Raw genomic sequence first — 26,868 nt, forward strand, 5'->3', positions numbered from 1 at the left:
CAGTATGGAGGCACACCAGCATACCGATATGGCAGACCATGCCAGTATAGAGGCACGCCAGCATACCGATATGGCGAACCATGCCAGCATGGAGGCACGCCAGCGTACCGGTATGTCAGGCGACAGGACGACGACGGGTGCAGATAATCGTCCCTCCGACGGCGTACATCATCGTCCCCTCTCCATGATGGATGACAACGCCTGCGGCTATTGTGTGCTGCTGGCTCATCTGCCGCTGGCTCTTACCCGGCTACCGTCGCTTTGGTCATCGTTGCAGGCGGCCCGGTTGCCCGCGCTGCCGCTGGCAAGGCCTGTCGTCGCCCGCTTTGTTCCCCATTTTTTCCATCCCCGCGCGCCACCGCGCTACTAAGCCTTTCCATAAAAGAGCGTCGCTTTAGCGACAGTCACCTGCTTATGCCTGGATTCAGGCGGATGGAATTCTTATGTCAGAAAAAAGTCTGGCGCAGCCTTTGCGCGCCACCACAACCCGGGGCGCGCTGCTGCCGCTGCTGCGTCGCCTGCATTTTTATATCGGGTTGTTTATCGCCCCTTTTATTTTTGTCGCCGCCCTCACCGGCACGATTTACGTCCTGACGCCGCAGCTGGAAAATACGCTCTATGCGCATCAGCTGTTTACCGATAATACCGAGGCGGCCAGACCGCTTGCCGATCAGGTGCGCGTGGCGCAGAATTTTGTCGGTGCCGGCCTGCCGGTCAGTGCGGTGCGTCCCGCGCCCGAGGCAGGCCAAACCACACGCGTGATGTTCACTACGCCTACCTCCGGGCCTTCTGAAAGCACGGCCGTTTTTGTCGATCCCGCCACGCTGGAAGTCCGCGGAGTGTTACCGGTTTACGGTACCAGCGGCGTGCTGCCACTGCGTACCTGGCTGGACTCTTTGCACCGTAATATGCTGCTGGGCGATGTCGGCAGAAATTACAGTGAACTGGCCGCCAGCTGGCTGTGGGTCGCCGCGCTGGGTGGCCTGCTGCTCTGGGCCACCAGCCGTTCACCGCGCCGCACCAACGGGCGAGGCTGGCAGATACTGCGTCAGCGCTACTGGCACAGCAGCCTGGGACTGGTGCTGCTGCTCGGCCTGCTTTTCTTTTCGGCGACCGGCCTCACCTGGTCACGCTGGGCAGGCGATAATATTTCCGCCCTGCGTGCCCACTTCGGTTGGATGACGCCTGCCGTCAATACCTCGCTCCTGCCCGATAATCCCAGCCCGATGGACGAGCACGCCGGACATCATATGGCTCCGTCACCCCGGCACAATATGGCAGGCATGACCATGCCGAAAGCCGCGGCTGTGGCGATAAAACCGACGCAGTTTGATGGCGTGGTGCAGGCCGCAAGCGCTGCCGGGATCCAGGCAGGAAAAATTGAAATACGGCCGACCACTAAAGCGAATAAAGCCTGGATCGTCAGCGAGATCGACCGCCGCTGGCCTACAAAAGTGGACACCGTAGCGGTGGATCCCGCCACTTTTCGCGTTACCGACAAAGTGACTTTCGCGCAGTACGGCCTGCTGGCAAAACTGACCCGATGGGGCGTGGATGCCCATATGGGCGTGCTGTTTGGTCTGGCAAACCAGCTGCTGCTGGCAGCCTTTGGGCTGGGCCTCTGCGTGCTGATAGTGCTTGGCTATCGTCTGTGGTGGCTGCGGCGGCCGGCGGCCCAGGGCAGCCATCCGGCAGAAACGCTGGTATATCACTGGCGGCAGCTGGGTCTTAGCGCGCGCTTTTTGCTGCTGGTCTGCACCGTGACGCTGGCGGTCAGCCTGCCGGTAATGGGGATCAGCCTGCTGGTGCTGCTGCTGATTGACGCGCTACGTTGGCAGCGGGCGCAAGGCTAGCCTGCATCATTTATTATGGACACGGCTGTACAGCTTCACGGCTGTACAGCCGACCTCCTGCTGCATCAGAGATACCGCCCGGTTTCTTTAGTCGGTTTCCTGATGCATCAGAGCGTTGTCTGGTTTCTTCAGCCGGTTCCTTCCATATCAAAGCGTTGCCCGGTTTCTCCAGCCGTTTCCCTGCCGCATCAGAGCGTCGCGCGGTTTCTCCAGTTGGTTCCTGCCACATCAGAGCATCACGCGGTTTCTTCAGCCGATTCCTGCCGCATCAGAGCGTTGCGCGGTTTCTCCCGCTGGTTTCCTGCCGCATCAGAGCATCACGCGGTTTCTTCAGCCGGTTCCTGCCGCATCAAAGCGTTGCCCGATTTCTCCCGCTGGTTTCCTGCCGCATCAGAGCGTCGCGCGGTTTCTCCAGCCGTTGCCTGCCGTATCAAAGCGTTGCCGGGTTTCTTCAGCCGTTTCCTACCGCATCAGAGCGTCGCCTGAATGCCGCTATCCTCTCAGCGCCTGCTCCAGCATCGCCAGCAGCCGGGTGTTATCCACCGTTTGCAGCACGTGCGCCAGCCCGCCGGTCAGCTCACCCACCGCCGTATCGACCCGCAGCGGCAGACGATAACGCCAGGATTTGCCGCGCGTCATTCCTGGTCGCAGCTCCACGTCGACATAATAGTCCACCGCCGTGGCGACACGCTGATCGAGTAGCCATGCCACCACCAGCACGTCGTGGATCCAGCAGCCCGGCAGCTTGCGGGTTTGCATGGAATAGTCGAGCCAGGGCCGCAGCGTTTCGGCAATGAATCCCGCCAGCGGCGTATCAAGCGCTTCAATCCGCCGCAGATCGGCATGCGTGAACATTGTGCGTGTGGTCACGTCCATCGGCACCAGCGTAATGCAGGCACCACAGGTCAACACTCGCCGCGCCGCTTCGGGATCCAGACCAAAATTAGTGTCTTTGACAAAGTCGTCCAGCGCAAATACGCCGCCCATGATGGCGATCTCCTGTACGGCCTCCGCCATTTGCGGATAACGCTCCAGCGCCAGCGCAACATTGGTCAGCGGCCCAAGCGCCACCAGGGTGATTTTGCCAGGGTTGGCGCAAATCAGGCGGCCCATCGCGTCGGCAGCCGCTTCATCGGGTGCCTGAGAGGCCAGGGGCGGACGAACATCCTGCCAGAGATGGGCCAGTTGCGAACGCCAGACGCGGTTATCCAGCGCGTCGCGCCACGGCTCCGGCGGCTCCACCAGCGCCCTGTCGGCACCTTTATATACAGGCACGTCCAGCTCAAGCTTCGCCAGCAACGCTTTGACCACGTTAAACCCGGTCTGGCTCGGCGTATTCCCCGCGACGGTGGTGATCATTTCCAGCGAGATGGCCGGCGACCCGATCGCCAAAGCCAGCGCCAGGCCATCATCCACGTTCGCGCCAGTCACGCCGTTACCCGGATCGCAGTCGATAATCACTCTTTTCATTAATCCTGCACCACCGCGCAAATAAGGCCACAGCCGCAGGACTCGCCAATTTGCAGCTGATGTGAAAATTCGCTTAGCTGCACCTTGCTTTGCGGCGCGGCCAGCATTGCCAGCGCTTTTTTTGCCATCGCGTTTACCGGCTGGCGTACCGTGGTCAACGAAGGCACATGAAAAGCAGACTGTTCCGTCCCGTTAAAACAGACCAGGGCAATATCCTGCGGCACGCGGAGCTGGTGTTCTGCCAGCGCCCGCACGCAGCCGATAGCCTGCAGCTCGTTAGAAGTGAACAGCGCCTCGGGAAGCGTGTCGCCGCGCAACATTTTTTTTGTGGCCAGGTAACCGCCCTCGCGCGTGTAGGCCGCAGGAAAAATCCATTCGGGCCGCTCTGGTACGCCAAAATCGGCCAGTGCCTGCCGCCACCCTGCCAGACGATCCTGAGCGTTATACATTTCTGGCGGCCCGCTGATAACGCCAACCTGCCGGTAGCCGTGGCTGAGTAAATGTGTGGTCACCTGATGGGCCGCCTCGCCTTCGTCCACGCGCAAAATATTCACATTCAGCGCGGGATCGACGCGATCGAGCATCACCAACGGCGTGCCGCTGGCCTGAATAATATCGATATAGGGATGACGATCGACACTGTTGTAAAACAGGCCATCAACCTGCTGGCTGAGCAGGTTATTGATTAGCTCCAGCTCGCGCTGACGGCTGTTACCCGCGTCGCCCAGCAGCATCACCATGCCGTTACTTAGCGCTTCCTGCTGCAGCGCGTGCGCGAAAGAAGCGATAAATGCGTTGCCGATATCCGGCACCACAAGACCGTAGGTTTTGGTGGTGCCCAGCGCCAGTGCTCTGGCCAGACTGTTGGGGCGATAGCCGGTTTTCTGCACCGCCTCCAGCACGCGAAGCCGGGTCGCTTCTGCCACCGGCCTCGGCCCGTTATTGATGACATAGCTGACCACGGCAACAGAGGTACCGGCCTCTCGGGCTACATCGGCACGCGTTGCCCTGGTAGAATGTTGTCTCGCCAATGTGGCACCTCTTTTCCTGACGGGTCGGCAGAGTCCGCCCGCGTTGTATCAGATGGCATCTTCCGGCGCGTTAAGATCGCGTCCCCGGGTTTCTGGCGCTACAAAGGTGGTCAGAAAACCGATAGCCGCCATCACGGCAAAATAGGTGGCGATCGCCCACCAGTGGCCGGTCCAGGATAACAGCGCCGCGGCGACCAGCGGCGCGGTACCGCCAGAAAGAATAGAACCCAACTCTTTAGCGGTCGCCATTTTAGTGTAGCGGTGTTTCACGCCAAACAGCTCCACGCCCCATGCCGCCTGTACGCCATAAATACCCAGCGAGGCCAGCCCCATACCGGTGACAATCACCGCCATCACAACAGCCGGTTCGCGGGAGTCGAGCAGCATAAAAGCCGGAAAAGCGTAGAGCATCAGCAGCAGGCAAAACCAGCGGTAGGTAATACGGCGACCGAACCGGTCAGAGAGCCACCCCGCAAGAGGGATAATTAGAAAGCCCAGCAGCGAGGCAATAAATACCGCCGAGGTCGCGACGGATTTATCCACCGCCAATACCTTCACCACGTAGCCAATCATAAAGCCCTGTGCCAGATAGGATGGGCCGTTTTCGCCGATTCGCAGGCCAAGCATCACCAGGAAGGCACGGCTGCGCGGCCAAAAACGGCGAGCGACTTCCGGCTGATACGGGGATTGCCCTTCACGGGCCGCCTGCATCTCCGCATTTTTACGTTCAAATACCGGCGTTTCTTTCAGGTTGCGTCGGATCCACAGCGCCAGCAGCGCAATCAGCGAGCTGCACAGAAAAGGCACTCGCCAGCCCCACGCCTGTAACTGTTCCTGATCCATCTGCACCACCGCCAACCAGACCAGGGAAGCGATTAGCGTGCCGCTGTTTGATCCCAACGCAATAATCGAGGAGACCAGACCGCGCTTTTTGGCTGGCGCGTATTCTCCCAGCATCACCGTGCCGCCGGAGAGTTCCGCACCGGCACCAAGCCCCTGAGTAAAGCGTAAAATGACCAGACAGACCGGCGCCCAAAAGCCAATGGTGGCGTAGCCGGGGATCAGTCCAATCAGGGTGGTAGAGAGGCCCATCAAAATGATGGTGGTGACCATGACGATCTTGCGGCCCTTGCGATCGCCCAGCCAGCCAAAAAACAGCGCGCCGATGGGACGGGCAATAAAGCCTACCGACCAGGTGGCAAAGCTTGACAGCAGAGCGGTTGCCGGAGTGGCATTGGGGAAAAATACGTCGCCGAAAATAATGCCGGCCGCCAGCCCGTAAAGCGCAAAGTCCGCATATTCCATTGCCGTGCCGAGCCAGCAGGAGAACGTCGCCCGCCAGAAATCCTTACGCCCTTCTGCTGTGGTGAGGCTAGCATCCGCTGCGGAAACAGCGTCCTGCCGGGTGCTTTGTGTCAACATGAAAAATTCCCTGATGTGAGGAGGGTTGAATCGCCTTCCCTGGCTACCTGCTACGTGGGTAATCCGCCAGTCAAGACATGCTTTTGCTGAGCCATAATGAAAGGTCAGTAACGGGTTCCCTGGTGTTGGACTTCGTTTTGTTTACTTTCCGTCCGCTGACTTAAGGTGTCAGTCGTTTAAAACGTAAAGTAAATTTGACCTTCACTGGACAGACAAGTCTCGCCACCGTGAATTTTCAACGCGCCACCATTGTATCTACGCGCGTAGATAAATCAAGATACCGAGCAAAACAAATTAGCTACACTTCACATTCATCAGGCAAAGAGATAATATAATTTCTTTTAAATCATAAAGTTAATTTACGTTATATTTTACCTGGCCGCCGTTTTGCCAAAAATCATGCACAGCGTTTACTTAAGAAGTTTTTTACGCAGCGATAAGCGGCTGTACTCTATCGGTGAAGAATGACAGCCTGATGACAGGTTGAGGATCGACAGGCCTGTACTTTTCAGGGTTTGGTCGTTTCTGGCGTAACCTTTTGAGGAAAACCATGACTATTATTCTGATGCGCCACGGTAAGCCCGATTATGCTCAAAGCGGTCGTTTGCCCGCGCTGGCTATGGAAGCCTGGTGCGAGGCCTACGATATGTCGCGGGTGGGGGATATGCCGCCAGACAGATGCCGTGAGGTAGCCGCTACGGCGGAATATATTGTGACCAGCCCGCTGCCCCGCGCACGCTCTTCGCTGGAGAAGCTGGGGCTGGAAGCGGCTGCTATCGATCCGCTATTCAGTGAGGTTTCACTGCCTGTAATACGGCTGCCCTCTCCTCATCTCCCCCCCGCCTTCTGGCTTATGATCCTGCGCCTGATGTGGCTGGGCGGCTATGCCGGCACGGTGGAGTCTTACCAACAGGCGGAACAGCGAGCGCAGCGGGCTGCTGACAGGCTAATTGCGTTATCGGCACAGGGCAACGTCCTGCTGGCCGGACACGGTATTATGAATAAACTGATCGCCCGGCAGCTGCGTAAGCAGGGCTGGCTGGCCGAGAAGCATGCCAGTAGCCGTTACTGGAGCACTGCTATTTACCATCCTCCTTTTATTCAGGCCGGTGACTAGCCTCAGTTTCAGAGGATTGGCGCTTTACCGGAGAAGGTCGAGGCACAGATTAGTCAGGTTAATGGACCAAAAACAATCCTGGCCAGTGCATGCTGCACGGCAGCCAGATGTCCATGCAGGATAATAGTTTGTTATTCAAACATTTCCTGAATTTAACCTGATGCCTAAAAAACAGACAAACAGTGGGGGACCGCTGGATTGCATCCGCAAGTTACTTTATAATCCTGCGCCACAGGCCCCTTAGCTCAGTTGGTTAGAGCACGCGACTCATAATCGCTTGGTCGCTGGTTCAAGCCCAGCAGGGGCCACCAAATAAAACAAGGAGTTAGATGAGAAATCGTCTGACTCCTTTTTCTTTGGGTGCGAATCAGGTGATGTAGTGGGTGACGTAAGAGAATGGCTGGGTGACGTAAGTAGTGTGGGTTTAAATGTCTGGCTGGACAGTTGCCAGAAACCTGATTTCCTTTTTCGAAAAGCCTGACAGCCATCCGGATTCAATCATTAAGACAGCCTTATCTGAACCATTCCAGGATTGCAGGACAAAAACTAGCCATGAGTTTCGACGATTCCATTCAGCAATTGCGCAATGAACAGCTCGCGCGCCGGTCAGATACAGAACGCTTTATCAGTGTTAAAACTCTTTTTGAACAGATCAAACAGCGTTATCCAGATCAGAGCTACAACGCCCTGTGCCTTTTAGTGCTGAAAAAGTATCGACGTTCAGAGCATCAGCCTTCGCTGTATTGGTTCAGATATGAAAGCTGGTATGACACTCCACCCGTTGCCCCATACCAGCTCTTGGATAAACATGGCGCGCCAAACATAGGTGCTCCTGACTATTATCCTGATGCCGAGGCGGCACTGCGGGCGGTAAGTGATGATGTCATGAATACTGATAAGCTGGCTGATTGTGGTTTTCTGCGGACAGAAATTTCTGACGCGCTTGGAGTTCCGCTTGATACTGCAAGGCCAGAAGCACCGATGTTTGAACAAGATACCTTGGACTTGAAAGCTGAAAATCTGTCACTTAAAGAAAAAATTGAGGCGCTGGAAAAACGTCTGGCTGCCCCTATAGAGAAAGCCGAAACTTATGCAGCTAAACGGGAAGAGTTTTTCATCGCTGTTATAGCCAGTTTGTACGACAAAAACAGACTCACCTCTGCAAAGGATTTACTGCCAAAAGCACCGGAGCTTTTGAGGTTGGTCGAAAATAAAATCCCGCTATTCTGGCCAGCGGAAGGGTGTTTTCCAATGAGTGAAGAGCAATGCCTGAAAATTCTTCGGGAAGCGATTAGCCTGCTTGAACGCGACGTGACTGATCTTCATCAGTTGCGGGTTGAAAAGAGACAGATGCAAAAAACAAGAAAATTAAATCTTCTTAATCAGTAGGATAACAAAGGTCACCAAGGTATCTTTCTAAGGTATCCACGACATAAACCCTCTCGGTTTTTAAGATACGTTTCATATTGATTCGCTACCGAGAGATTAAACATGAAACACATCAATTCTTTATCAACGACTATCAGCCACCTTCCGGGCCCTCAACGTCTGATCCGTATTTGTGAGATGCTTGACCTCCTGAATTGCAGCCGAACCACCCTTTATCGCTGGGTAATCAGCGGTGAATTTCCTGCGCCAAAAAAGCGTGCAGGCAGAACTATGGGCTGGACAGTCACGCAATATGAACAGTGGCTCGATAACTGCTGCTAAACCTCTAAGCAGGGCTGGAATTTCCAGCCTTTCTTTTTATCTGCTGATGCAACCATATGAAACAACCAGCGCATCAAATCGTTATCAATCCGTGATTCTGATACAGCCGTAACCCTATGATAAACATCAAAAATGGAAGTATGGATTCAGCCCATCAGGAACCGGTAATTAATAATATTGCGCGCAGTACGGTTTATCCGGATATCCGGACTAAAGGCGAGTTTCTGTATGACGATGTTCTCTGGCCAGTCATGCCTGAAGAGTGTCAGCAGGATGTGAAGATCATGAATTCTTTGTTCAAGGCAGTTGATAGAACCTATGTCAGTTGCTCTCGCTTTCTGGCAATCCGTTATGATTTTCATCTGCCTCAGTACACGCCTGATAACCGTGTTATTACCCGCTTTCATCAGCTATTGGTTCCTGCTCTAAGGAAGGAGTATCCCAAAAGCTTTGCCCGAGTGTTTTGGGTCAGAGAACAGAATCAGGCACCAGCACAGCATTATCATTACCTGTTGATGGTTGATGGTAACTGCGTGCGTCATCCTCTTAAAATTAACAAGCTGGTGGAGAGTTGCTGGAAAATAGCAACGGGCGGAACGGTCTGGTTTCCAAAGCATGGTTACTATTTAATTCGAAAGAATGACACTGAGGCCATGACCGCATTGTTACTGCGGGTGAGTTACTTTGCTAAGCAACACTCTAAAGAAGGAATTGCTAAAGACATTGCGCGTTCCGGCACTCGGCATTACCCGTTTTTAAAAAATGCCAAACACACTAAAACTGCGCAATTACGTACTCAGATTGCCCATTTTGATCGGGCACAAGCGCATTGCCCTCTTCCAGGAAAGCTGGATTCGCTTTTCACTCCCGCAGAGCCTTCTGCTGGTAAGCCTGCGACACTGCCTATGAAAGATAGCCAACGATTGGATGATGCTGCCTTACTGCCAATGAAGGCGCTCAGACGAGCGCTACAGCGTTTTAGTAAAATCAGGGGCCGCCTGCGTGACGGTAATAGCATTCTGGCATGCGCTCAACTCAGCCCTCACTGGCACCGTCATTTTGAGCGCTACTACCGCTATTACTGGCCATGCAATATCAGCGTTTCACAGTATTGCCGCTGGTATTACCTAAATCCGTCTACTGCAAGCCGCTATTTGTGTAACTACCCGGCTAATTTAATTAATCCGTGGCTTTTAGCACGCTGGCTATAAGCACCTATGAAGACTGGTAAAGATGGAAAAGATAAAGGAGGAGTACAATGCAAAAATTGCGATGCCCTACTCTCTTAATCGTAAGATGAAGACTTATGCAGGCGGAATAGACTGGCTAACCGGTTATGAAATTGCGCCGCTGACTGATAAACAGCGGCTGCAAAGAAAGCAGCATCTGCATGCTCTGCCTGCAACGCTTGATGAGTTGTTTGAGCGTTTCCTACTGCCTGCCATTGAGTACGACGTGCATTACAAGGACTACAACTTCTGGAGCGATACGTGGCGCATCCAGTGGGCTTACCATAAACAAAATTATCGTCGTGAAGCAATATTAAATGGCATAACGCAGCAGCAATATGCACAAGCGCATGAGCTCCCTCAACGTGTGATGTATGACCATTTGCATAAATGCGGTGGCGCGGCAATTCGTGTGCTGTTCTGGGTTTATCATCGTCGGCAGTTCCACCAGCAGCGGCTTACGGTTCAGGAATACATTTCTGAGCATCAGCTTCCTCAACGTACAGCGCATCGTCAGTTGTCGCGACAGCCAATGAGTAATATTTGGGGTCAGCATTTTGATAACTACTACAGTGATGCATGGCTGAGGCATTGTAACGTCAGAGAATATGCGGATTTTTACGGTTTGAACGTTACTACGGCCCGCCAGTATCTGTTTAACTTTCCCATCGGGCTTTTTGACCCAATGTTGATTAAACCCTGGATGTGATTGTTCAAGGCAATCGCTGAAGAATACGATCATGAATTCTGATCACTGGATAATGATCAAAATCGTCAAACGGTAAACAACGCAATGATCAGAATTTGAAAACCCTTACATCAGCCTTTTTATATAAAACAAGCATGTCTTGAATGGTGTGAAAAAGACACACATCTTGTGTTTTAACTTAGTGAACAGCACTGGAAGTCAGCGGCAGTTAGCACTGCAGGCGCTTGATGATGAAATGCCCGGCTTTGCACGTGACTGTGCGTCTGCATAAGGCAGTAAGCTGTTGATATTTGAAAAATCCGAGACGAAGATCACTGGGCAGCTTCACGTTGATTAAAACTTTATGATGCCAGTGATTCCTTGCAAATCTCCACTATGCGCTCTCAGAAAGTCTACCTTGTTACAAGTCCGCTATGTGCCAGAAGCGGACCCTGGTAAAGTTTCATTGCCCGTGAAAGAAGAAACGTGCATGGTGGTAAAACAGCCGCATCAAGTATGCTAAAACTAGGAGAAGTGATGACTGTTCAGCAAGCGCCTCGACTTGAAACAGAACGACTGATTTTAAAACAATTTACGCTCGATGAGTTTCCAACGCTTATGGCGTGCTGGAGCACTCCTGAAATGGCTAAAATCAATGGCGGTGAAAATCCAACAGCAGAAATGGTTTGGACCCGCTTATTACGTTATATCGGGCACTGGCATGCGTTAGGGTATGGCTATTGGGCAGTGTTTGAGAAAACAACAGGTCGTTATGCTGGTTCGTTTGGTTTCCAGGATGCTCATCGTGATATCACACCTGAGTTAAAATACCCTGAAGCTGGATGGACGTTGGTTCCTGAGGTTCGTGGCAAAGGTTATGCGTCTGAAGCACTGGCCGCAGTTTTACTATGGGCCGACCAGACATTTTCATCCCCAGTATGTTGTATCATTGACGAAGAAAATAAACGTTCAAATTATCTGGCTGAGCGTTTTGGTTTCCAGTTTCAAGGTTATGTTAACTATCGCGGCAAGCAGGTACGCATGCTTATACGCCAGTAAGTAATCAACCCATAAATACAATTTTTTAGCAGGTCATTTGAGGAATTAGCCATTAAAGATCTTCGTCGCTTCTGATTGGTAAGAATCTGATTGGCCCTTTCATTCCGATGCGCTCTTGACGCCTGTTGCAAACGGAATGTCCGCTCCTCGCTCAAAGCGGACCTTGCAGCACGTATGTCCGCTTTGTGCCAAAGTTACGTAAGGAAGGAATTAAGCCATCCCGTAGGATGGCTTATGAGATACTGTTACTGAGATGACAGACCTCAGAAATGCGCCGACAGCACGCCGTTTACAGACATATAAAAGAAGCACTTAACGGAAATTTTAACCAGCGTTTGTGCGGAACACGCTAACAGCGTCCCTCAGATTAGCGGCTCGACTTGCAAGTTCATCAGCAGACGATGCTGACTCTTCAACGAGCACGGCATTCTGCTGTGTGACCTGATCCATCTGAGTAACGGCAATATTTATCTGCGATACGCCTGCACTTTGCTCTTCTGAAGAAGATGAAATTTCTCTCACCAGCTGTGCTGTCTGTTCAATCGCATCCATACTCTCCTTCACTTTTTCACCTGCATCCCGGGCCATCGAAATGCCCTGCTCAGCATTTTCCACAGACTTTTCGATCAGTCCTTTAATTTCTTTCGCCGCGCCAGCCGAGCGCTGTGCCAGCGACCTGACTTCCGCCGCAACAACGGCAAAGCCTTTACCGTGCTCGCCGGCCCGGGCAGCTTCAACAGCCGCGTTTAACGCGAGAATATTCGTCTGAAACGCAATCCCATCAATGACAGAAATGATTTCCTTAATCTGCCCTGCACTGCTGCTGATTTTCTCCATGGAACCCAGCACTGATTCCATTGCCTGACCGCCACGCAATGCCGCGCTGGTAGCCGAGCTGGCCATTTCTGCAGCATGGCGGGTGTTTTCAGCATTGTTGCCGATGATCGAAGAGAGCTGTTCCATACTGGCGGCTGTTTCAGCCAGTGATGCAGCCTGTTCTTCCGTCCTCGCAGAAAGATCGCCGTTACCGCGGGCAATCTCCTCAGATGAGGTGGCAATGGTGACGGCATTAGATTTAATGTTTTCTACCGTCACCGTCAGGCGCTGACTCATCTGCAGTAATGCCTTAAGCAGACCGGCTGTTTCATTGCGTCCTGTCACGGAAAAAGATGCTGTCAGATCGCCTTCTGCTACTTCAAGCGCAAGCTTTGACGCGGCACCGATAGGTCGTGTAACAGAACGGATAATGATCAATGCGAAAAAGACAGAAAGCAGGACCATAAAGAGAAGAACGCTCAGCAAACCATACTGTGCATTCCGGTGGTCCGTAATCTGCTGGTTCAGCATGTCATTCAGTTCATTACCGCCCGCAATCGCGTAGGTGCTGAATCTGTTAATCGCGCTGGTAAAAATTGCGGCATAGTCCTGAGGATTCTGATTCGTCATACTGCGGCTAATAAATAACGCCCCTGCAGTTTTCAGGGCATTTTTGGCTTCCTGTACGGCCGCGTCTGCATCGGCACTGAATTTCTGCTTCAGCCCTGTATCAGACGAAAAAAGCTTCTCTGAGTCCTGAGCAAACATATCCAGATTATAGGCACCCGTGCTGATTAATGATTCCATACGGACAGAGTCAGCCTCATTAACAGCTTCTTTCCTGGCAAGCAGTGAAGTCCCGAACGCACGAATTTTACCCAGACTTTCGGTAAGCTCAGGCAATGATGAGAAATTGCTGGTAATCAGGCGGTACGTACTGATATCTGAATCAAGCGACAAACCGTAAAAATCCAGCACGTCGCGGTTTGTGTTAAGAAGTTTGCGGATGAGTTGCGCATGTGCGTCAAGGCTGGTCGTTTGATCCAGTTTCAAAGCATCAATGTCCTGCTGCAGCGCGTCCCACTGTGCACGCACCCCATTGATTTTTTCGATTAAACCCGCACTGCCTTCTGTCTGCGCCATCTCTTTCTTGATGGCATCGGTGATAGTAACAATGTCATCTCTAACACTTAGACGCGATGAGGTGGCAGGATTTTTTTGCGCAATAGCGAGGGCTGTTTCAGCGCGATGGCGCTGTATCAGATTCAACAGGGCAAGGATTTTGTTTTCAGCAGGCACTCCTGTTACTTCTTTCTGCTTGTCCTGAATATATTTATTACCTTCTGACACAAAAAGCACGGTAGGAACTGAAAAAAGAACAAGGCAAAACAAGCCCAGAATTGCAAACTTAGCGGTAAGATTAATATTGTTAAGAATATTACTCATTTTTACATCCTGCTGAATTAATTTTTATAAGAACAAAAATAATGCAGATTAAAAGCATCTTAATCATCATTATCGGTTAACTATTCATTAACTTTATAGCAGGCGTAAGAAAGAGAATATTTAGATTGAATCGCAACAAGGTCTAACCTGTTACCGAGTAATTAGAAAATACTGATGTTAGCAATTACCTCATAAGAGGTAGGAAAGATGGTTAATATCAACTTCTCTCTTAACGAATTTTATACATGATTCATGTCCACTTTGTGCCAGAAGCGGACATTACTGCTCTGCTGACAGACCAATAATGCAAATAAGCACTGTTGTGCTAAGCATGTGATGCCTGGCAGGTAAGTAGAAAAAACACAGGCTGCCTAATGTCCTGGCGGTGTGTGCCGATAATCATAGTGTGCCTCACGAAGGGAGACATAAACTGATTATTTTCGTATCTGATTTGCTTCTGGCTCCTCCTGTCCTGGAGGAGCCATTTTTTTGCCGTCTACGGAGTATACCTGCTTGCGAAACTGTATTTTTCTTCCATGCTGAAGGGGTGTCGCTTCCCTGCTGGAGCCGGCACGTTTGCCGTAACCTGTGAACGAGAGTTGATTGTTCAGCCCGCTAAAGATGGCGGGTTTTTACGGGCAGAATCCCGGCGAGTCAGGCCTCTGGCTCAGCCGTGCCGGCAGAGGTGCCCCGGTATAAGATCGCGTTTTTCCCCGCTTACGCTTGTTGTCGTGGCGATCTTTTCTATGATTAAGACCGGCCGGCGGCTCCGGCTGACCGCGATAAAAGCAAGAGTCACAGTATTCCTCTTTGTACCGCCTTCTGGGCGGTTTTTTTTGCCCTGAAAACGGGCGCGCCGCTGCCGGCGTCCGCTATCTGGTGCCTGAAGCGCAGGGGCGTGGTCGTGATACAGAAGGTGCGTTCCGGGGCAGCCATCCGGGGCAAACATCCCGGATGGCTGAAAAAAATCCCGAAACCTGGCCAGCGGAGCCGGGAAGGAAAGTAAGGCAGTGAAATTCGCGATAAGAAAATCCGCCGCATACTGTATCACGATTTTGCAGGGAAACGCAGAGGTTCAGCAGGCCTGCTGCAGGTTCCGGGATTCGTGCTCGGGACTTTATATCTAATATTTAGTTCTCATCAGTAAATGTCCGCTCTTCGCTCAAAGCGGACCATCAGCTCAGTCAGCCTGTACGCTTAGTGCCAGAAGCGGACATTGTATATTTGAATACTGCGATAAATTTTTGATAATTATGCATATGCATTAAAAAGACAATTATCGGAGTGGCCTGTTAACAGTTCTTATGCAGATTACGATAGCCTCCTGGCGTTCTTCCGGTATGACGTTTGAAGGCCAGAGAAAAAGAGGGAACAGATTTATATCCGGTTAATCTGGCTATTTCAGTAATACTCAAGTGATGTTTCCTGAGTTCAGCGCATGCCAGCTCCATTCGCCATGACGTCAGATAATTCCCGGGCGTTGAACCGGTAAGCTTGTGAAACCTACTGGCGAACGCACTGCGGGACATAGCCGATTTTGCAGACAGACTTGCCAGCGTCCAGTCTGCAGATGGAGAAGAATGTATCAGTGTCAGTGCGGGTCCTATTTTCCTGTCACCGAGGGCATTCAGCCAGGATGTCCCTTTCTGATTAATCTCTAAGTATTCCCTCAGCATCTGCACCAGAACAAGTATTGCCATGCTACTGGCCACAATGTCGTGTCCGGGACGAAGCGCTGATGTTTCATGCGAAAGCAAAGTGATAAGGGCGGTGAGTGCAGGAGAAGAACTTTCCTCTCGTCGTGAAACCAGCACCTGAGGCAGATGTTTTAAAAGCAGCGGGCTGGAAGCCTCCTCAAATACGAATCTCCCCCCAATCCCCTCACTGATAAGTTCTCCCTGTCCGTAGCGGACCACACCATCCGCTTCACGGTGAGAAGAGAATATCTGCCGTCCGTCACTTACCATCAATGCCGGACTTGAGCCACAGCAGTAAGCGTCACCCGAAGTCAGAAGATAGAAGTCCCCTTTTTCAAGCAGCAGAGGCTGCATTCCGTCCATCCAAAGCCAGAAATTCCCCTCAAGCACAGTGCCGAACTTAATGTGTTTATAAGAGGGAAACCGCATTGCCCAGGGGCCACGTGCTTCCATACGGGCCGTAAGGATGGCCTCTGCCTTCAGAAGTGAAAGAATATCAGACAACGGATCCATAACTTCCTGGACGAATGAATAATAAAAAAGGGATTTCTATAATAAAAGAAAGCGTTTGTCTGCGTCATTATCATTTGAAGCTTAACGGAGAAAACAAAATGAAATACGCAGAACTGGGTAAAACTGGGATTTATGTTTCACGCATTTGTCTCGGGACGATGACATTTGGCGGGGCGGATAATGCCGCCGGTAATGCCATCGGCCGCCTGACGGGCAAAGAGGCGGACATTATCGTTGGTGAGGCGCTGGACGCCGGCATCAATTTTATTGATACCGCGGATATCTACGGTATGGGGGGCTCTGAAAGCGTGCTGGGCGAAGTGCTGGCACAGCGACGCAGTCAGGTTTTTCTTGCAACAAAAGCGCACAGCAGAATGAATGCGGGCGCAAACGATGCAGGGCAGTCGCGCTATCACCTTATGCAGGCGCTGGAAGCCAGCCTTAAAAGGCTTAAGACCGATCACATTGACCTTTATCAGGTCCACAATTTTGATACCGTAACACCGATTGAAGAGGTTCTGCGGACACTGGACGACATGGTGCGTCAGGGCAAGGTTCGCTATATAGGCTGTTCGAATTATGCCGGCTGGCAGATTGCCAAAGCTTTGGGTATTTCAGGTGAACATAAGCTGGAGAAATTTGCCAGCGTACAGTCTTTTTATTCACTGGCCTGCCGCGACATTGAACATGAACTCCTTGCGGCAATTAAGGATAGCCAAACCGGACTGTTATGCTGGAGCCCTCTTGCAGGAGGCCTGCTTTCAGGCAAATTTGACCGCAGTGGTAGTCATGAGGCCTCTGCAAGACGCGCAAAAATTGAATTTCCACCCGTTGATAAAAGCCTGGCATGGGACATCGTGGATGTTCTCAAAACAATTTCTGAAAAACACCGCACTACTCCTGCCAGCATCGCAATAGCCTGGCTGCTGTCTTCTAAGCAGGTGACGAGCGTCATAGCGGGTGTGCGCAATGTGCATCAGCTCAGAGATAACCTTAGCGCGCTGTCTGTTAATCTCAGCGAGGAGGAAAAAGAAATGCTGGACAAGGTCAGTCATCCGGGTACACGTTATCCCGGATGGATTCAGTCATATAATGCCGCGAGCCGCTATCCGGCAGGCTTTCCTGATACCGGGCCTAACTGGATATTAGGTGAATCCCCTGTTTAACACGGGCTCAGAGCTATAAAAATAACTAAGCTTTTAATAACTTTGCTGAGTCCGGGTTCCTGACGGGCTCTGCTGACTCAGGCAGTGAACATTATGGTTAGCATCTATTGCTGTTAACATCTTCAATTTAACTCACTCATGCTGTTAGTTCCTTACGCCGGCTGAAAACTTTCGTAGAGAGTAAAATTTTATCCTATCAAACTATTATTAAGTATAATCTAATATAAAAGCTGATTGACATGGTAAGGCTGAATATTAATGTTTTTCATATGCATCTATTTGTTGCATGAAAAAAGGGTCTATATTTAAATCGCGTCAAAAATCCAGAGTGAATAATACTTTAAATATTGCCATTATTTATTGTGGCAAATAATTCTACTCATTTTTTAATGATATGATTCTGTTAAAAATTAAATGCCATTTTGGTCAAACTTAGAGTAGGCTGATTTGTTCGTAAGGAATGCGATGTCTCGCAGCATTGCTTTTGAAAAAGTTCTATAAGTTCAAGTTAATTTTTATGCGAGTAAGTTTTATGTATTTCTTAAAGTAGAGTTTTGTTGGAGTGTTACTCTTAATTTTAAGCGAAATTTATTTGTCTTTTATGTGAAAAGAATATAAATTGAAGTTAAGATTGTAACGCTGGCAGTGTTATAGATTACTTACTATAGTTTGATAGTGACGAAACCTGTTAAAGTAAATACGATAAAATATGAAAAAATTAACTATTGCTGAGTTTGCAAAGAAAATAGGTGTAGGTGTTGCAACAGTTGATCGGGTGCTTAATGATCGGGGTGGAGTATCGCCGGCCATGGAGAATCTAATACTCAAGGCCGCCCGTGATGCGGGACTTAAGCGTATTCTGCCGGAAAAGCATAGACCCTCCTGGCAGCTTGAGGTCCTGTTGAGCAGTAATAAATCTTTTTTTTTCGAACAGCTTGCTAAAGATTTTTCCATGCTGGCTGATAACTTAGGCTATCGCAGAATAACACTTCATAAAACTTTATTCTCTGAAGCTTCTCCGGAAAAAATGGCAAAACACATTGAAGCCAGCAGTAAAAAAATGGACGCTTTGATTATATTTGCACATGAGAGCCCACTTATTTATGAAATGCTGACCCTGTGTAAATCTCGCGGTGTCCCGGTAATAACCCTTGTGGCAGATTTACCAGGATCTGATAGATTGTGCCACGTAGGAATTGATCAATATAGCGCAGGCCGTACATCAGGCTTTGTACTTGGTGGTATGCTACCATCACATGGGGACGTGGTGATAATTAGCGGCCGTACGCAATACGCAGTCCATCGTCAGCGTGTCGATGGTTTTATTTCAGTAATGCAGAAATTTTATCCTAAAATCAATGTGCGCGAACCTATTTACAGTCAGGATGAACGGGAGCTTATCAGTCTTTTATTAAACAGAACACTTGCATCTGATAAAGATATTGTCGGAATTTATAATACAGGCATGGGTAACACTCAGGTTAGTGAGATTTTGAATGATTATAATCTTAGAGGTAAAGTAGTTTACGTCACTCATGAACTTTACAATACAACACGGCAATTACTCGAACAACGAGTACTGACATTGACCATAGATCAAAATACGTTGAGGCATGCTCAGCTGGCAATAACACTGGCGCTACATTATCTTGAAATGGGTGAGCAGCCTGATGAATATAAGTCAGGAAAGGTTGATTTTATGCTGTACACTCCTGAAAATTATAGGTGATATAAAATTGGTTACGATTGATTCAGAATAATGGCCCCCTCATTAGTACTCTTAATCTTCCGCTGGTTGGTAAAACCCCTATAACTCTGAATGTCGGACCGCAACGAGCTGTCGCAGATACAATATGTTGTAGTTTTCTAAGCTACTATCGATACTACACATAGTAGATTCAAGATAAGCGGCAAGCCAACACCAGGCCAGGGATTCAGGAGTTTTCAGCCACTGCACGTCTTCGGCCCCCTGCGGTTTTTTTTTGCCTAAAGCGGGTTATTTATCCTGCAGATACCGTGGGATCCGTCCGGAACGCGGCCCGAGATACGCTTGCTATCTTGCCGATGCCTTTTATCATTAAGCTCAAACGGCGGCTGCTCCGACCGGCCACGATAAGAGCAAAAGCCACTGAATACCTCTTTGAACCGCCTGCACGGCGGTTTTTTTATTCTTCTCTCGGCGTTACGTGATCGGCAGCACATGGTTTGTGCCGTTCGCTTTTTTTTAGCAAGGCTTACAGGTGACAGCGTTCGCTGAACGCCGGATTTTCCGGGATGCATAACCTTTTCTCCCCGGCTGCTTCCGCAGTTGACCCACTCAGATGGCGGTTTTTTGCCTGTCGCCTGCATGTGCGATAGGTATGTTATGTCTATTTTGGCAAAACTACACTGTCATCGTACATTTGACGGCCGCTTTTCGCTCATAGCGGACCCCGGCCAGACGTCAGTTCGTTATGTGCCAGTTACGGACCAGTGCCAGTCAGTATGAATATCCTGAAGTCATTCGTGGTGCCGCTTTTTTGCCAATAAACTTATATCAGCCATTTCAAGAATATTTTTGCTGGAACCATACCGGACGGCGTTCAGCATAGCATTGCCCATCTCACCGGTAGTTAAAATTGACCGGAGGAATATAAATCTGAGGACAGGAAAAAAGGGGGCTGCAAGCCGGTAAAACAGGCGATAGCTGGATGTTTTAGATTCAATACCGTTAAGAGGCTGGATGACAGCAGGGCGAAACATTAAGGCTGAATCAAAACCCAGTGCCAGCAGAGCATTTTCCGTTTTTCCTTTTACCCTGGCCCACATCACCCTCCCTTTTCCAGTACTATCTGTGCCAGCTCCTGAGACATATATAAATGTCATTTTCCGGTTTGACTCAGCCAGTCTTCTGGCAATATTCAGTGTTAAATCAAAGGTTATCTTACTGTACTGGTCCTCTGTCATACCTGATGCGCTCACGCCAAGGCAAAAAAAACAGGCATCAAATTGTGATGAGCTATCGCCCCATGCTTCGGCAATATCTGACATAACAATCTGCCTGAGCTTTGGGTGCTGATAGGGTGATACTGAGCGCCCTGCAATGGTGACTGATTCAACATCCTCAGCCTGCAGACACTCACGTAATACACCCTGACCAACCATTCCGGACGCGCCATAAATCAAAATGTTCACTTCCTGACTCCTGACTGGCCGGGGTTCCCCGGCCCTCTGTCGGAATTACTTCGCCTGAAAGCCACCGTCGATATTCAGAATATGGCCCGTAACAAAGCTTGCCTCGTCTGAAAGTAACCAGGCAATCCCATTTGCGATCTCTTCTGGTTTGCCGAGGCGATTCATCGGATGCATGGCGCTGATAACGTCTTCATTATAATTTTCATCATTACCATCCAGCTGAGCGGCAATGATATCTGTTTTGGTGGCTCCCGGTGCCACACCGTTTATGCGGATACTCTGAGTGGCATGGTCAAGTGCAGCAGATTTTGTCAGCCCTGCAACGGCATGTTTGGTGGCAGCATAAGTCCCGGCCCACGGCATGCCATTCAGACCGGCAATGGAAGCAAGATTAACTATTGAGCCATGCCCCTGTTTTACCATCTGCTGAAGTTCATACTTCATGCAGTAATAAAGTCCCAGAACGTTAGTATCGATCATTGCACTGAATTTTGTACTTTCAGATTGCGGGATAGTCGTCGTCTCGACAGATATCCCTGCATTGTTAACGGCCATATCCAGGCGTCCAAATTCCTGAACGACATGCCCGATTAAGGACTTAACCTCGTTCTCACTGGTCACATCGGTCTGGATAAATCTCACCACAGCCTCGTTTGCTGCAACAGCCTGAATCGCCGCAACAGCCTCGCGGCCTCGCTCAGCATTCCGGCCACTTATAACGACAGTAATCCCCTTCGCTGCGAGTTTAAGAGCCGTTGCTTTACCAATGCCGCTTGCGCCACCGGTGATTAGAGCTACCTGATTAGTCATTACACTTCTCCTGATAATGGCAGTTTGATGAGCGAAGCGCTCAGTTGTTGTTAACACTCAGGGCCGATAAAGAAACCATTAAATGATTAACTGGTCAGTCATTTAAAGTTTAAAAAGGCAAGCTAAATGCCTGTTGCCCTGTAAAACATCTCAAAGCCTTTTTCGATAAACTTATTCGATTGTTCAGGGCTACGCATAGCAAAGTCAGCCGTTGCCTCTGCAAGAGACGCAAGGACTGTTGTGACAAAATCAACATCATCACAAATACCCGCTGAACTCAGCTCTCTGAGCATGACATTAGTTGCTTCAAAAAGCATAGCAGATTGCTCACGCACGTCCGCAGTAACCACACGTGAAACCGTCAGTTGCTGGAGTGTCGCACGCTCCTGCGGGCAACGACATGCCCAGCCAATATAGGCAGACCAGACATGGAAAGCCCTGTCTCTTATGTTTGCCTGAAGTGGAAAATCCTGCATCAGTGCAGCAGCCACTTCTGTTTTGATGGTCAGATAGAGCTGGTTTAACAGCGTGTTTTTATCGGGAAAATAAGTGAACAAAGACCCTGCTGAAACACCTGCTTCACGTGCTATCTGAGCCGTAGTTGCGCTAAGTCCCTCCCCGGAGATGATGCGTAATGCGGCGTCGAGAATTGCTCTGCGTTTTGTTTCGTCAAGGGGACGTGCCATGATGGAACCTTAGATGAGTGATTAGTCAATCATATATATTTAATTTAAAAAATCAACTACGAATTTAATCCATACCCCTGTTAAAACTCTGTCCGCTCGTCGCTCATAGCGGACTACGCAGTTGCAGGCCTGCTTTATGCCAGTCGCGTGATTGCCTGTATGCGGTTAGCGCAATAAGGCGCCCGCTTTGACAACCAGGATTTCTCACGGTCAGCGGAAAGAGGGGGTGTGCACGTTTCAACATCACTGCGCGCTTCAGCAACCGTAAAATCACTGCGACTGAGCAGTGCCAGCGTTATTGGCGTGCCGCAGACCTTTTGCCCTCATCGCTGTGGGGGACCCGTGTGGCGCAGCGGGATGACGATTATTTGCTACCACGAGGCATACACTGAGACGCATGAACGAAGACCCGTCATGTGTAACTTGCTGAGTCTGGCAGCCTTAAACGCTTCAAAGATTAGTTGGCTTCGTCCTTTAGCCGGTGACGATAATGTTTCAGGACAACGAGTGTCACGATGTGACTGTAAATAAATCCGCCCACCCCACCTGATATTACGGCGCCGATTATGCCGCCAAAGTGCGCACCCGCGCCAGCTAGGACTCCGCAGAGAACGAGACCACCCCAGGTCTGCCAGTGCCGGAAAGCCGATTTATACGCGCTCCGCCAACGCCTTCCACGCTCCCGCCTAGATAACTCTTCAAGTTCGGGGATACTTTTGTAGGTCCAGTAGATTTTCATAGCGGAGTACTCGTTCAGATGGTTAAGCGAAGGAAAACATAAAACGCCAGCATAGGAAAGGTTCTGTCAACATCTGCTTTTCGCTCATATTGGACGACCATAATCACATCTCTTAACCCAAAGGAGATTGAGCATGACAACATTCCCATGTAACAAGGGCCGTCTTATTGGCCAGAAACGGCCTCTTCAGATCTCTCATATCTGGGGAATCCGTATCAGACTTGAGCTGGAAGGAAAAGTACGCGATTTAGCTCTGTTTAACATGGCTCTGGACAGTAAACTTCGGGGCTGTGATCTGGTTAAGCTAAAAGTTTCTGATGTGGCGTATGGGCACTCTGTTTCGGGCAGAGCGACAGTGCTGCAGCAAAAAACAGGAAGCCCCGTTCAGTTTGAACTGACTAAGGGAACCAGAGAGGCTGTAGCCGCGTGGATTAAAATGGCTCATCTACGTAGTAGCGACTATCTATTCCAGTCCCGCGTCGGTTCTTCACGACATATCTCAACCAGGCAATATAACCGTATTTTTCATGGATGGATTGATAAGCTAGGTCTCGACGAGACTCTGTACAGTACGCATTCTATGCGAAGAACCAAGCCATATCTGATCTATAAAAAAACGAAGAATCTTCGAGTGATCCAGCTACTGTTAGGTCACAAAAAACTCGAAAGTACAGTCCGTTATCTCGGTATTGAAGTGGATGATGCCTTGGAGATATCTGAGTCTATTGAAGTTTAATTTTTGAGGGCTGCAACAGCAGCCCTGTCCCAGAAGCAGACGTTTCTCATATTACTGTTTACCAACCTGTAAATCCGTCCAGTTAAAATATTTATTAAGACCATAAACGCTTATTGGTAATACAAAAAAAACCAGCAATGGTAGAGTAGGTTTTATTCATTTCTAAGGCTAAACATAATGTCCTTCTTCAATCGAATCATGGACCAAATTACCGAAATAACCTCTGCATCTATCTGTCCGATATGCGAAAAAGAGTCACAACAATCGATAAAAAAAATAGGTAAAAAACGAACTTTGCTCTGCCCACACTGCAAGTCGATATTTGTAAAGCCTGACTGATTAGTACATAACAGTCATACAAAATTAAGTGAATGGCTGATACTCTCAAGCTCTATTAGTAAGCCGCCCGGCGGCGGCTTTTTTTAACTATAGAGGCCAGAAAGATGGGGGCAGAAGGCCCTCCAGAGTAAACCTGATTTCTTTTAAGGCTGGCGACCGGAGCGCCAACCCTGAGGCGATTGTGACGTTTCAACGCATGCCGGGCATCTGCTTACCCACACCATCTTTTAGAAAAAAGTTTTAAATATTTATTTAATCTGATTTGTTATGCCGCTTAAGTTTAAAAATGATCGCATTAACCCTCGCCAGTGCAAGGAATATATTCATCATGCAAAAGCATCGCGTCTGACCAGCTTCGTTTAAAGTTGCTGATGTTTACTATGCAAATATTCTCAATGCTGCCATATTCATCCTGGCAAACGCTGCTTTTCATCCCTGAGCTATTTTGCCAGTTTGTGTCCGATTAGCGCGTTCCTGACACCAGCTGGTGTTAATTGCAGGCTTAAGCCAGCGGAAAACTTCAGTGTTCTCTATCAGGTCACGGTCAGGCCAGTAACAATAAAATAAAACAAATCGACTAAAATTTAAGCATTGATGTTAGTATGGGACTCATTCCTTGAAGGGTTAATCACCATGTCTCTTCTCAGTTACGCAAGGAAGCTCATGAGTGGTACGTCTAGGGTCGTCTGTCCTGCCTGTGGTTTACGTTCAGACCAGCCAGCCTCAAAAGTGCGCCTGAAACAGGCAATGCTTTGTCCCGGGTGTAAAGCCCTTTTTGTCTCACCACAATAGCGCCTGACTTGGGTGACTAACGATCTTAGATATCCTGCAGTGAATACCTGGGCCAGCAGCTGATAAATCCCTGATGCCTTATGCACATCCTGAGAGAACGTTTCTGAACTGATTTTTCAACTGCTCTTGCGCGTTAACGTCGCACTAGAGTAACTCTATGAAAATAAATCCCATGGCATGGTTTCGCTCCTCCCATCTCCTGGCAAAAGCACCCGAATGTGCTGCGATTACGTCCAGTGACATAAGGCTTGAAAACAGTCCGCATCCCGATTTGTTCTCAACGCCTCAGCTTGAGCGCTATGGCCAGAAACTGGCGCATACCCACAAATTGTCCCCGGAAAAATTGCCGTACTACCTGCTCAAACGGCTGGGAGATAACGAAGCCGTCATTACCCAAAACTGTTACACGCTTAACGAGGGTAAAAAGTCGGGGATTATGCCTGCAGGGGAGTGGTTGCTGGACAATTATTACCTGATTGAGGAGCAAATTCGTAACGTCCGTCAGCATTTGCCGCCCAGCTTTGGTAAGGGTCTTCCCTCCCTCATCTCGCCGCAACTTTGTCCGCGTATCTATGATATTGCTACGGAGGCCATTGTGCATGGTGACGGGCGCTGGGATATCGCCAGCCTGACCAGCTACATTAACGCCTACCAGCAGGTGACTCCGTTGACGTTGGGCGAAGTCTGGGCTTTACCCGGCATGCTGCGCCTTGCACTTATTGAAAACCTCCGCCGGGTGAGCATCGAAGTTGTTCAGGCTCAGCAGGAACGCAGTCTTGCTGATATGTGGATTACACGCATGACCGAATGCGCGGAAAAAGCGCCAGCCGACTTAATCATGGTCATTGCCGACATGGCGCGTGCACGCCCACCATTGAGCAGTGCCTTTGTCGCTGAAATGGTTCGTCGGTTGCACGGACATGGCATTGCGCTGGCGCTACCTCTTAGCTGGATTGAACATCGGCTTGCCGAACAAAGCCTTACTACCCAGGCGCTGATACATCGCTTTAACCAGCAGCTTGCGGCCAGCCAACTTTCTGTCAGCAACAGTATTGCCGGTTTACGCTTGATCAATGAAACCAACTGGGCCGACTTAGCCGAGAACATTAGTGTCGTGGAGCAGACTTTACGCCGAGATCCTGCAGGTATTTACCCCTCCATGCATTTTGATACCCGCGATCATTATCGCCATGTGATTGAGATTTTGGCCAGGGGGAGCCAATTCAGTGAGCCGGAAGTGGCAAATCGCATACTGGCGCTGTCGGATCAATCAGAACCCGGCCTGCCACAATTCCATATTGGTTATTATCTGATGGGCGAAGGGCGACATCAGCTGGAGCGTCGCCTTTCAGTAAATACTTCTGGCCTTAAACGTTTGCGGCACAATTTCAACAAATTCCCCCTGCTATCCTGGCTGGGGAGCATGAGCCTTTTGACCACGGCGGCGACGGCCGCAATTCTATTCAGAACCGCGAATCAGGGAATGGCCTTGTGGTTGATACTACTGGCATTGCCCCTGATTATTGCGGTGAGTCAGCTGGTAAGCGATATGCTGAGTGAGGCGACGACCCGGTTTCGCGTTCCCCGGCCGCTGCCAGCAATGGATTTTTCCAACGGGATCCCGGTTGCTTCTGCGACCCTGGTGGCCATCCCTTGCATGCTGACGAGCAGCGAAAGTTTTGGCAAGCTCCTCACCAGTCTTGAAGTGTGCTGGCTTGGCAATCAGGATGATAGTCTCTGCTTCGCGCTTGTTACTGATTTCGCTGACTCAACAACTAAGAATACAAAAGAACAATGCGCGCTGTTAAGCCAGGCGATGTCAGACATACAAACACTCAACCGGCGCTACCCATGTTGCCGTCAGCGTTTTTATCTGCTTCACCGATCGCCTGAATGGAACGCTTCCCAGGATATCTGGATGGGTTATGAACGCAAACGGGGCAAGCTGGCGTTGCTGAACAGCTGGTTACGCCATCCTGACACACAATTTTCCAGCGTTGCAGGCATGCCCGCAAACCGTTTACCTGGCCTTATAAAGTATGTCATCACACTGGATAGTGACACCCTTCTGCCACGTGATACTGCGCATAAATTGGTGGCTACGATGGCGCATCCGCTGAACAAGCCAGAGTATGATCCTGTCCGTCAGAGGGTTGTTAAAGGTTACGGTATTTTACAACCGGGACTGGCAGAAGAGATGCCCCGTGAAGGTCAGGGTCGCTATGCAGCTATGCGTAGCAGCGTACCGGGTAATAACCCTTATTCGATGATGTCTTCAGATATCTATCAGGATCTATTTGAAGAAGGGTCCTTCGTTGGGAAAGGCATCTATGATGTCGATATCTTTGCGCAGGCCACCAACAATACCTGCCCCG

At 50.0% G+C, this 26,868-nt stretch carries 22 protein-coding genes, 1 tRNA gene and 1 pseudogene; 16 read left to right on the top strand and 8 right to left on the bottom strand.

Translation table 11 applies throughout. From position 1 onward, the window contains the following. The 3 genes from RTK32_RS00875 to RTK32_RS00885 form a co-directional block, all read left to right on the top strand. Positions 1–370: DUF2946 domain-containing protein (locus tag RTK32_RS00875; protein WP_312041663.1), on the top strand; the 370-nt coding region annotated here is incomplete at its 5' end. Between the two features lie 73 nt (positions 371–443). Beyond that, positions 444–1,853: a PepSY domain-containing protein gene (locus RTK32_RS00880; RefSeq protein WP_312041664.1), complete on the top strand. Its 1,410-nt coding sequence runs from the start codon at positions 444–446 to the stop codon at positions 1,851–1,853. 102 nt (positions 1,854–1,955) lie between these two features. Further along, on the top strand, positions 1,956–2,339 hold the full coding sequence (locus tag RTK32_RS00885) for a hypothetical protein (protein ID WP_312041665.1): 384 nt from the start codon (positions 1,956–1,958) through the stop codon (positions 2,337–2,339). A gap of 6 nt (positions 2,340–2,345) precedes the next feature. Here RTK32_RS00885 and RTK32_RS00890 read toward each other — a convergent pair whose 3' ends face one another. The 3 genes from RTK32_RS00890 to RTK32_RS00900 are packed head-to-tail and all read right to left on the bottom strand — an operon-like array spanning position 2,346 to position 5,776. Next, on the bottom strand, positions 2,346–3,323 hold the full coding sequence (locus RTK32_RS00890) for a nucleoside hydrolase (protein WP_312041666.1): 978 nt from the start codon (positions 3,321–3,323) through the stop codon (positions 2,346–2,348). Continuing rightward, positions 3,323–4,354, bottom strand: coding sequence for a LacI family DNA-binding transcriptional regulator (locus tag RTK32_RS00895; protein WP_312041667.1), 1,032 nt, complete (start codon positions 4,352–4,354; stop codon positions 3,323–3,325). The genes RTK32_RS00890 and RTK32_RS00895 overlap by 1 nt, the downstream gene beginning before the upstream one ends. A 48-nt stretch (positions 4,355–4,402) precedes the next feature. Beyond that, a complete protein-coding gene (locus tag RTK32_RS00900; RefSeq protein WP_312041668.1) occupies positions 4,403–5,776 on the bottom strand; it encodes an MFS transporter in 1,374 nt (457 codons plus the stop codon). A gap of 550 nt (positions 5,777–6,326) precedes the next feature. Here RTK32_RS00900 and RTK32_RS00905 point away from each other — a divergent pair. The 7 genes from RTK32_RS00905 to RTK32_RS00935 all read left to right on the top strand — a co-directional run bounded on the left by RTK32_RS00905 (position 6,327) and on the right by RTK32_RS00935 (position 11,579). Next, on the top strand, positions 6,327–6,893 hold the full coding sequence (locus RTK32_RS00905) for a histidine phosphatase family protein (RefSeq protein ID WP_312041669.1): 567 nt from the start codon (positions 6,327–6,329) through the stop codon (positions 6,891–6,893). Between the two features lie 234 nt (positions 6,894–7,127). Next, a tRNA-Ile gene (locus RTK32_RS00910) sits at positions 7,128–7,204 on the top strand. Positions 7,205–7,445: 241 nt separating this feature from the next. Then, positions 7,446–8,282, top strand: a complete 837-nt coding sequence (locus RTK32_RS00915) for a hypothetical protein (RefSeq protein WP_154926771.1) — start codon at positions 7,446–7,448, stop codon at positions 8,280–8,282. A gap of 102 nt (positions 8,283–8,384) precedes the next feature. Continuing rightward, entirely contained in the window at positions 8,385–8,603 is a 219-nt protein-coding gene (locus tag RTK32_RS00920) for an AlpA family transcriptional regulator (RefSeq protein ID WP_072008762.1), read from the top strand. Between the two features lie 116 nt (positions 8,604–8,719). Next, the gene (locus RTK32_RS00925; protein WP_262405276.1) at positions 8,720–9,814 is read left to right on the top strand and encodes an inovirus Gp2 family protein; all 1,095 of its coding nucleotides are present in this window, start codon (positions 8,720–8,722) and stop codon (positions 9,812–9,814) included. A gap of 22 nt (positions 9,815–9,836) precedes the next feature. Continuing rightward, positions 9,837–10,541 (top strand): hypothetical protein, encoded by a 705-nt coding sequence (locus RTK32_RS00930; protein ID WP_154926769.1) that lies wholly within the window; start codon positions 9,837–9,839, stop codon positions 10,539–10,541. Between the two features lie 516 nt (positions 10,542–11,057). Beyond that, a complete protein-coding gene (locus RTK32_RS00935; protein WP_033769088.1) occupies positions 11,058–11,579 on the top strand; it encodes a GNAT family N-acetyltransferase in 522 nt (173 codons plus the stop codon). A 324-nt stretch (positions 11,580–11,903) separates the two neighbouring features. Here RTK32_RS00935 and RTK32_RS00940 read toward each other — a convergent pair whose 3' ends face one another. Beyond that, positions 11,904–13,841 (bottom strand): methyl-accepting chemotaxis protein, encoded by a 1,938-nt coding sequence (locus tag RTK32_RS00940; RefSeq protein WP_109653982.1) that lies wholly within the window; start codon positions 13,839–13,841, stop codon positions 11,904–11,906. A 1,292-nt stretch (positions 13,842–15,133) separates the two neighbouring features. After that, the gene (locus RTK32_RS00945) at positions 15,134–16,051 is read right to left on the bottom strand and encodes an AraC family transcriptional regulator (RefSeq protein ID WP_154926767.1); all 918 of its coding nucleotides are present in this window, start codon (positions 16,049–16,051) and stop codon (positions 15,134–15,136) included. A 98-nt stretch (positions 16,052–16,149) separates the two neighbouring features. Here RTK32_RS00945 and RTK32_RS00950 point away from each other — a divergent pair, with 98 nt between their 5' ends. Continuing rightward, entirely contained in the window at positions 16,150–17,217 is a 1,068-nt protein-coding gene (locus tag RTK32_RS00950; protein ID WP_154926809.1) for an aldo/keto reductase, read from the top strand. Between the two features lie 709 nt (positions 17,218–17,926). Continuing rightward, positions 17,927–18,946 carry a LacI family DNA-binding transcriptional regulator gene (locus RTK32_RS00955; protein ID WP_154926766.1) on the top strand — a complete coding sequence of 340 codons (1,020 nt, stop codon included), beginning with the start codon at positions 17,927–17,929 and terminating at the stop codon, positions 18,944–18,946. Between the two features lie 770 nt (positions 18,947–19,716). On the opposite strand, the gene RTK32_RS00960 is transcribed toward RTK32_RS00955, so the two are convergent. From RTK32_RS00960 to RTK32_RS00970, 3 genes are all read right to left on the bottom strand, one after another. Further along, a complete protein-coding gene (locus RTK32_RS00960) occupies positions 19,717–20,391 on the bottom strand; it encodes an NAD-dependent epimerase/dehydratase family protein (RefSeq protein ID WP_154926765.1) in 675 nt (224 codons plus the stop codon). A gap of 45 nt (positions 20,392–20,436) precedes the next feature. Further along, on the bottom strand, positions 20,437–21,201 hold the full coding sequence (locus RTK32_RS00965; protein WP_154926764.1) for a glucose 1-dehydrogenase: 765 nt from the start codon (positions 21,199–21,201) through the stop codon (positions 20,437–20,439). A 122-nt stretch (positions 21,202–21,323) separates the two neighbouring features. Continuing rightward, the gene (locus tag RTK32_RS00970) at positions 21,324–21,887 is read right to left on the bottom strand and encodes a TetR/AcrR family transcriptional regulator (protein ID WP_154926763.1); all 564 of its coding nucleotides are present in this window, start codon (positions 21,885–21,887) and stop codon (positions 21,324–21,326) included. Between the two features lie 872 nt (positions 21,888–22,759). Here RTK32_RS00970 and RTK32_RS00975 point away from each other — a divergent pair. The 4 genes and pseudogenes from RTK32_RS00975 to RTK32_RS00985 form a co-directional block, all read left to right on the top strand. Then, on the top strand, positions 22,760–23,362 hold the full coding sequence (locus tag RTK32_RS00975; RefSeq protein ID WP_154926761.1) for a site-specific integrase: 603 nt from the start codon (positions 22,760–22,762) through the stop codon (positions 23,360–23,362). 177 nt (positions 23,363–23,539) lie between these two features. Further along, positions 23,540–23,701, top strand: coding sequence for a YnfU family zinc-binding protein (locus tag RTK32_RS21295; RefSeq protein WP_222591976.1), 162 nt, complete (start codon positions 23,540–23,542; stop codon positions 23,699–23,701). Positions 23,702–24,334: 633 nt separating this feature from the next. Continuing rightward, positions 24,335–24,493 (top strand): YnfU family zinc-binding protein, encoded by a 159-nt coding sequence (locus RTK32_RS00980; RefSeq protein WP_222591975.1) that lies wholly within the window; start codon positions 24,335–24,337, stop codon positions 24,491–24,493. Positions 24,494–24,650: 157 nt separating this feature from the next. Further along, positions 24,651–26,868, top strand: a pseudogene (locus RTK32_RS00985) (cyclic beta 1-2 glucan synthetase); the annotation flags it as partial.

The organism is Erwinia sp., from assembly GCF_031978025.1.
GTDB lineage: Bacteria > Pseudomonadota > Gammaproteobacteria > Enterobacterales > Enterobacteriaceae > Erwinia.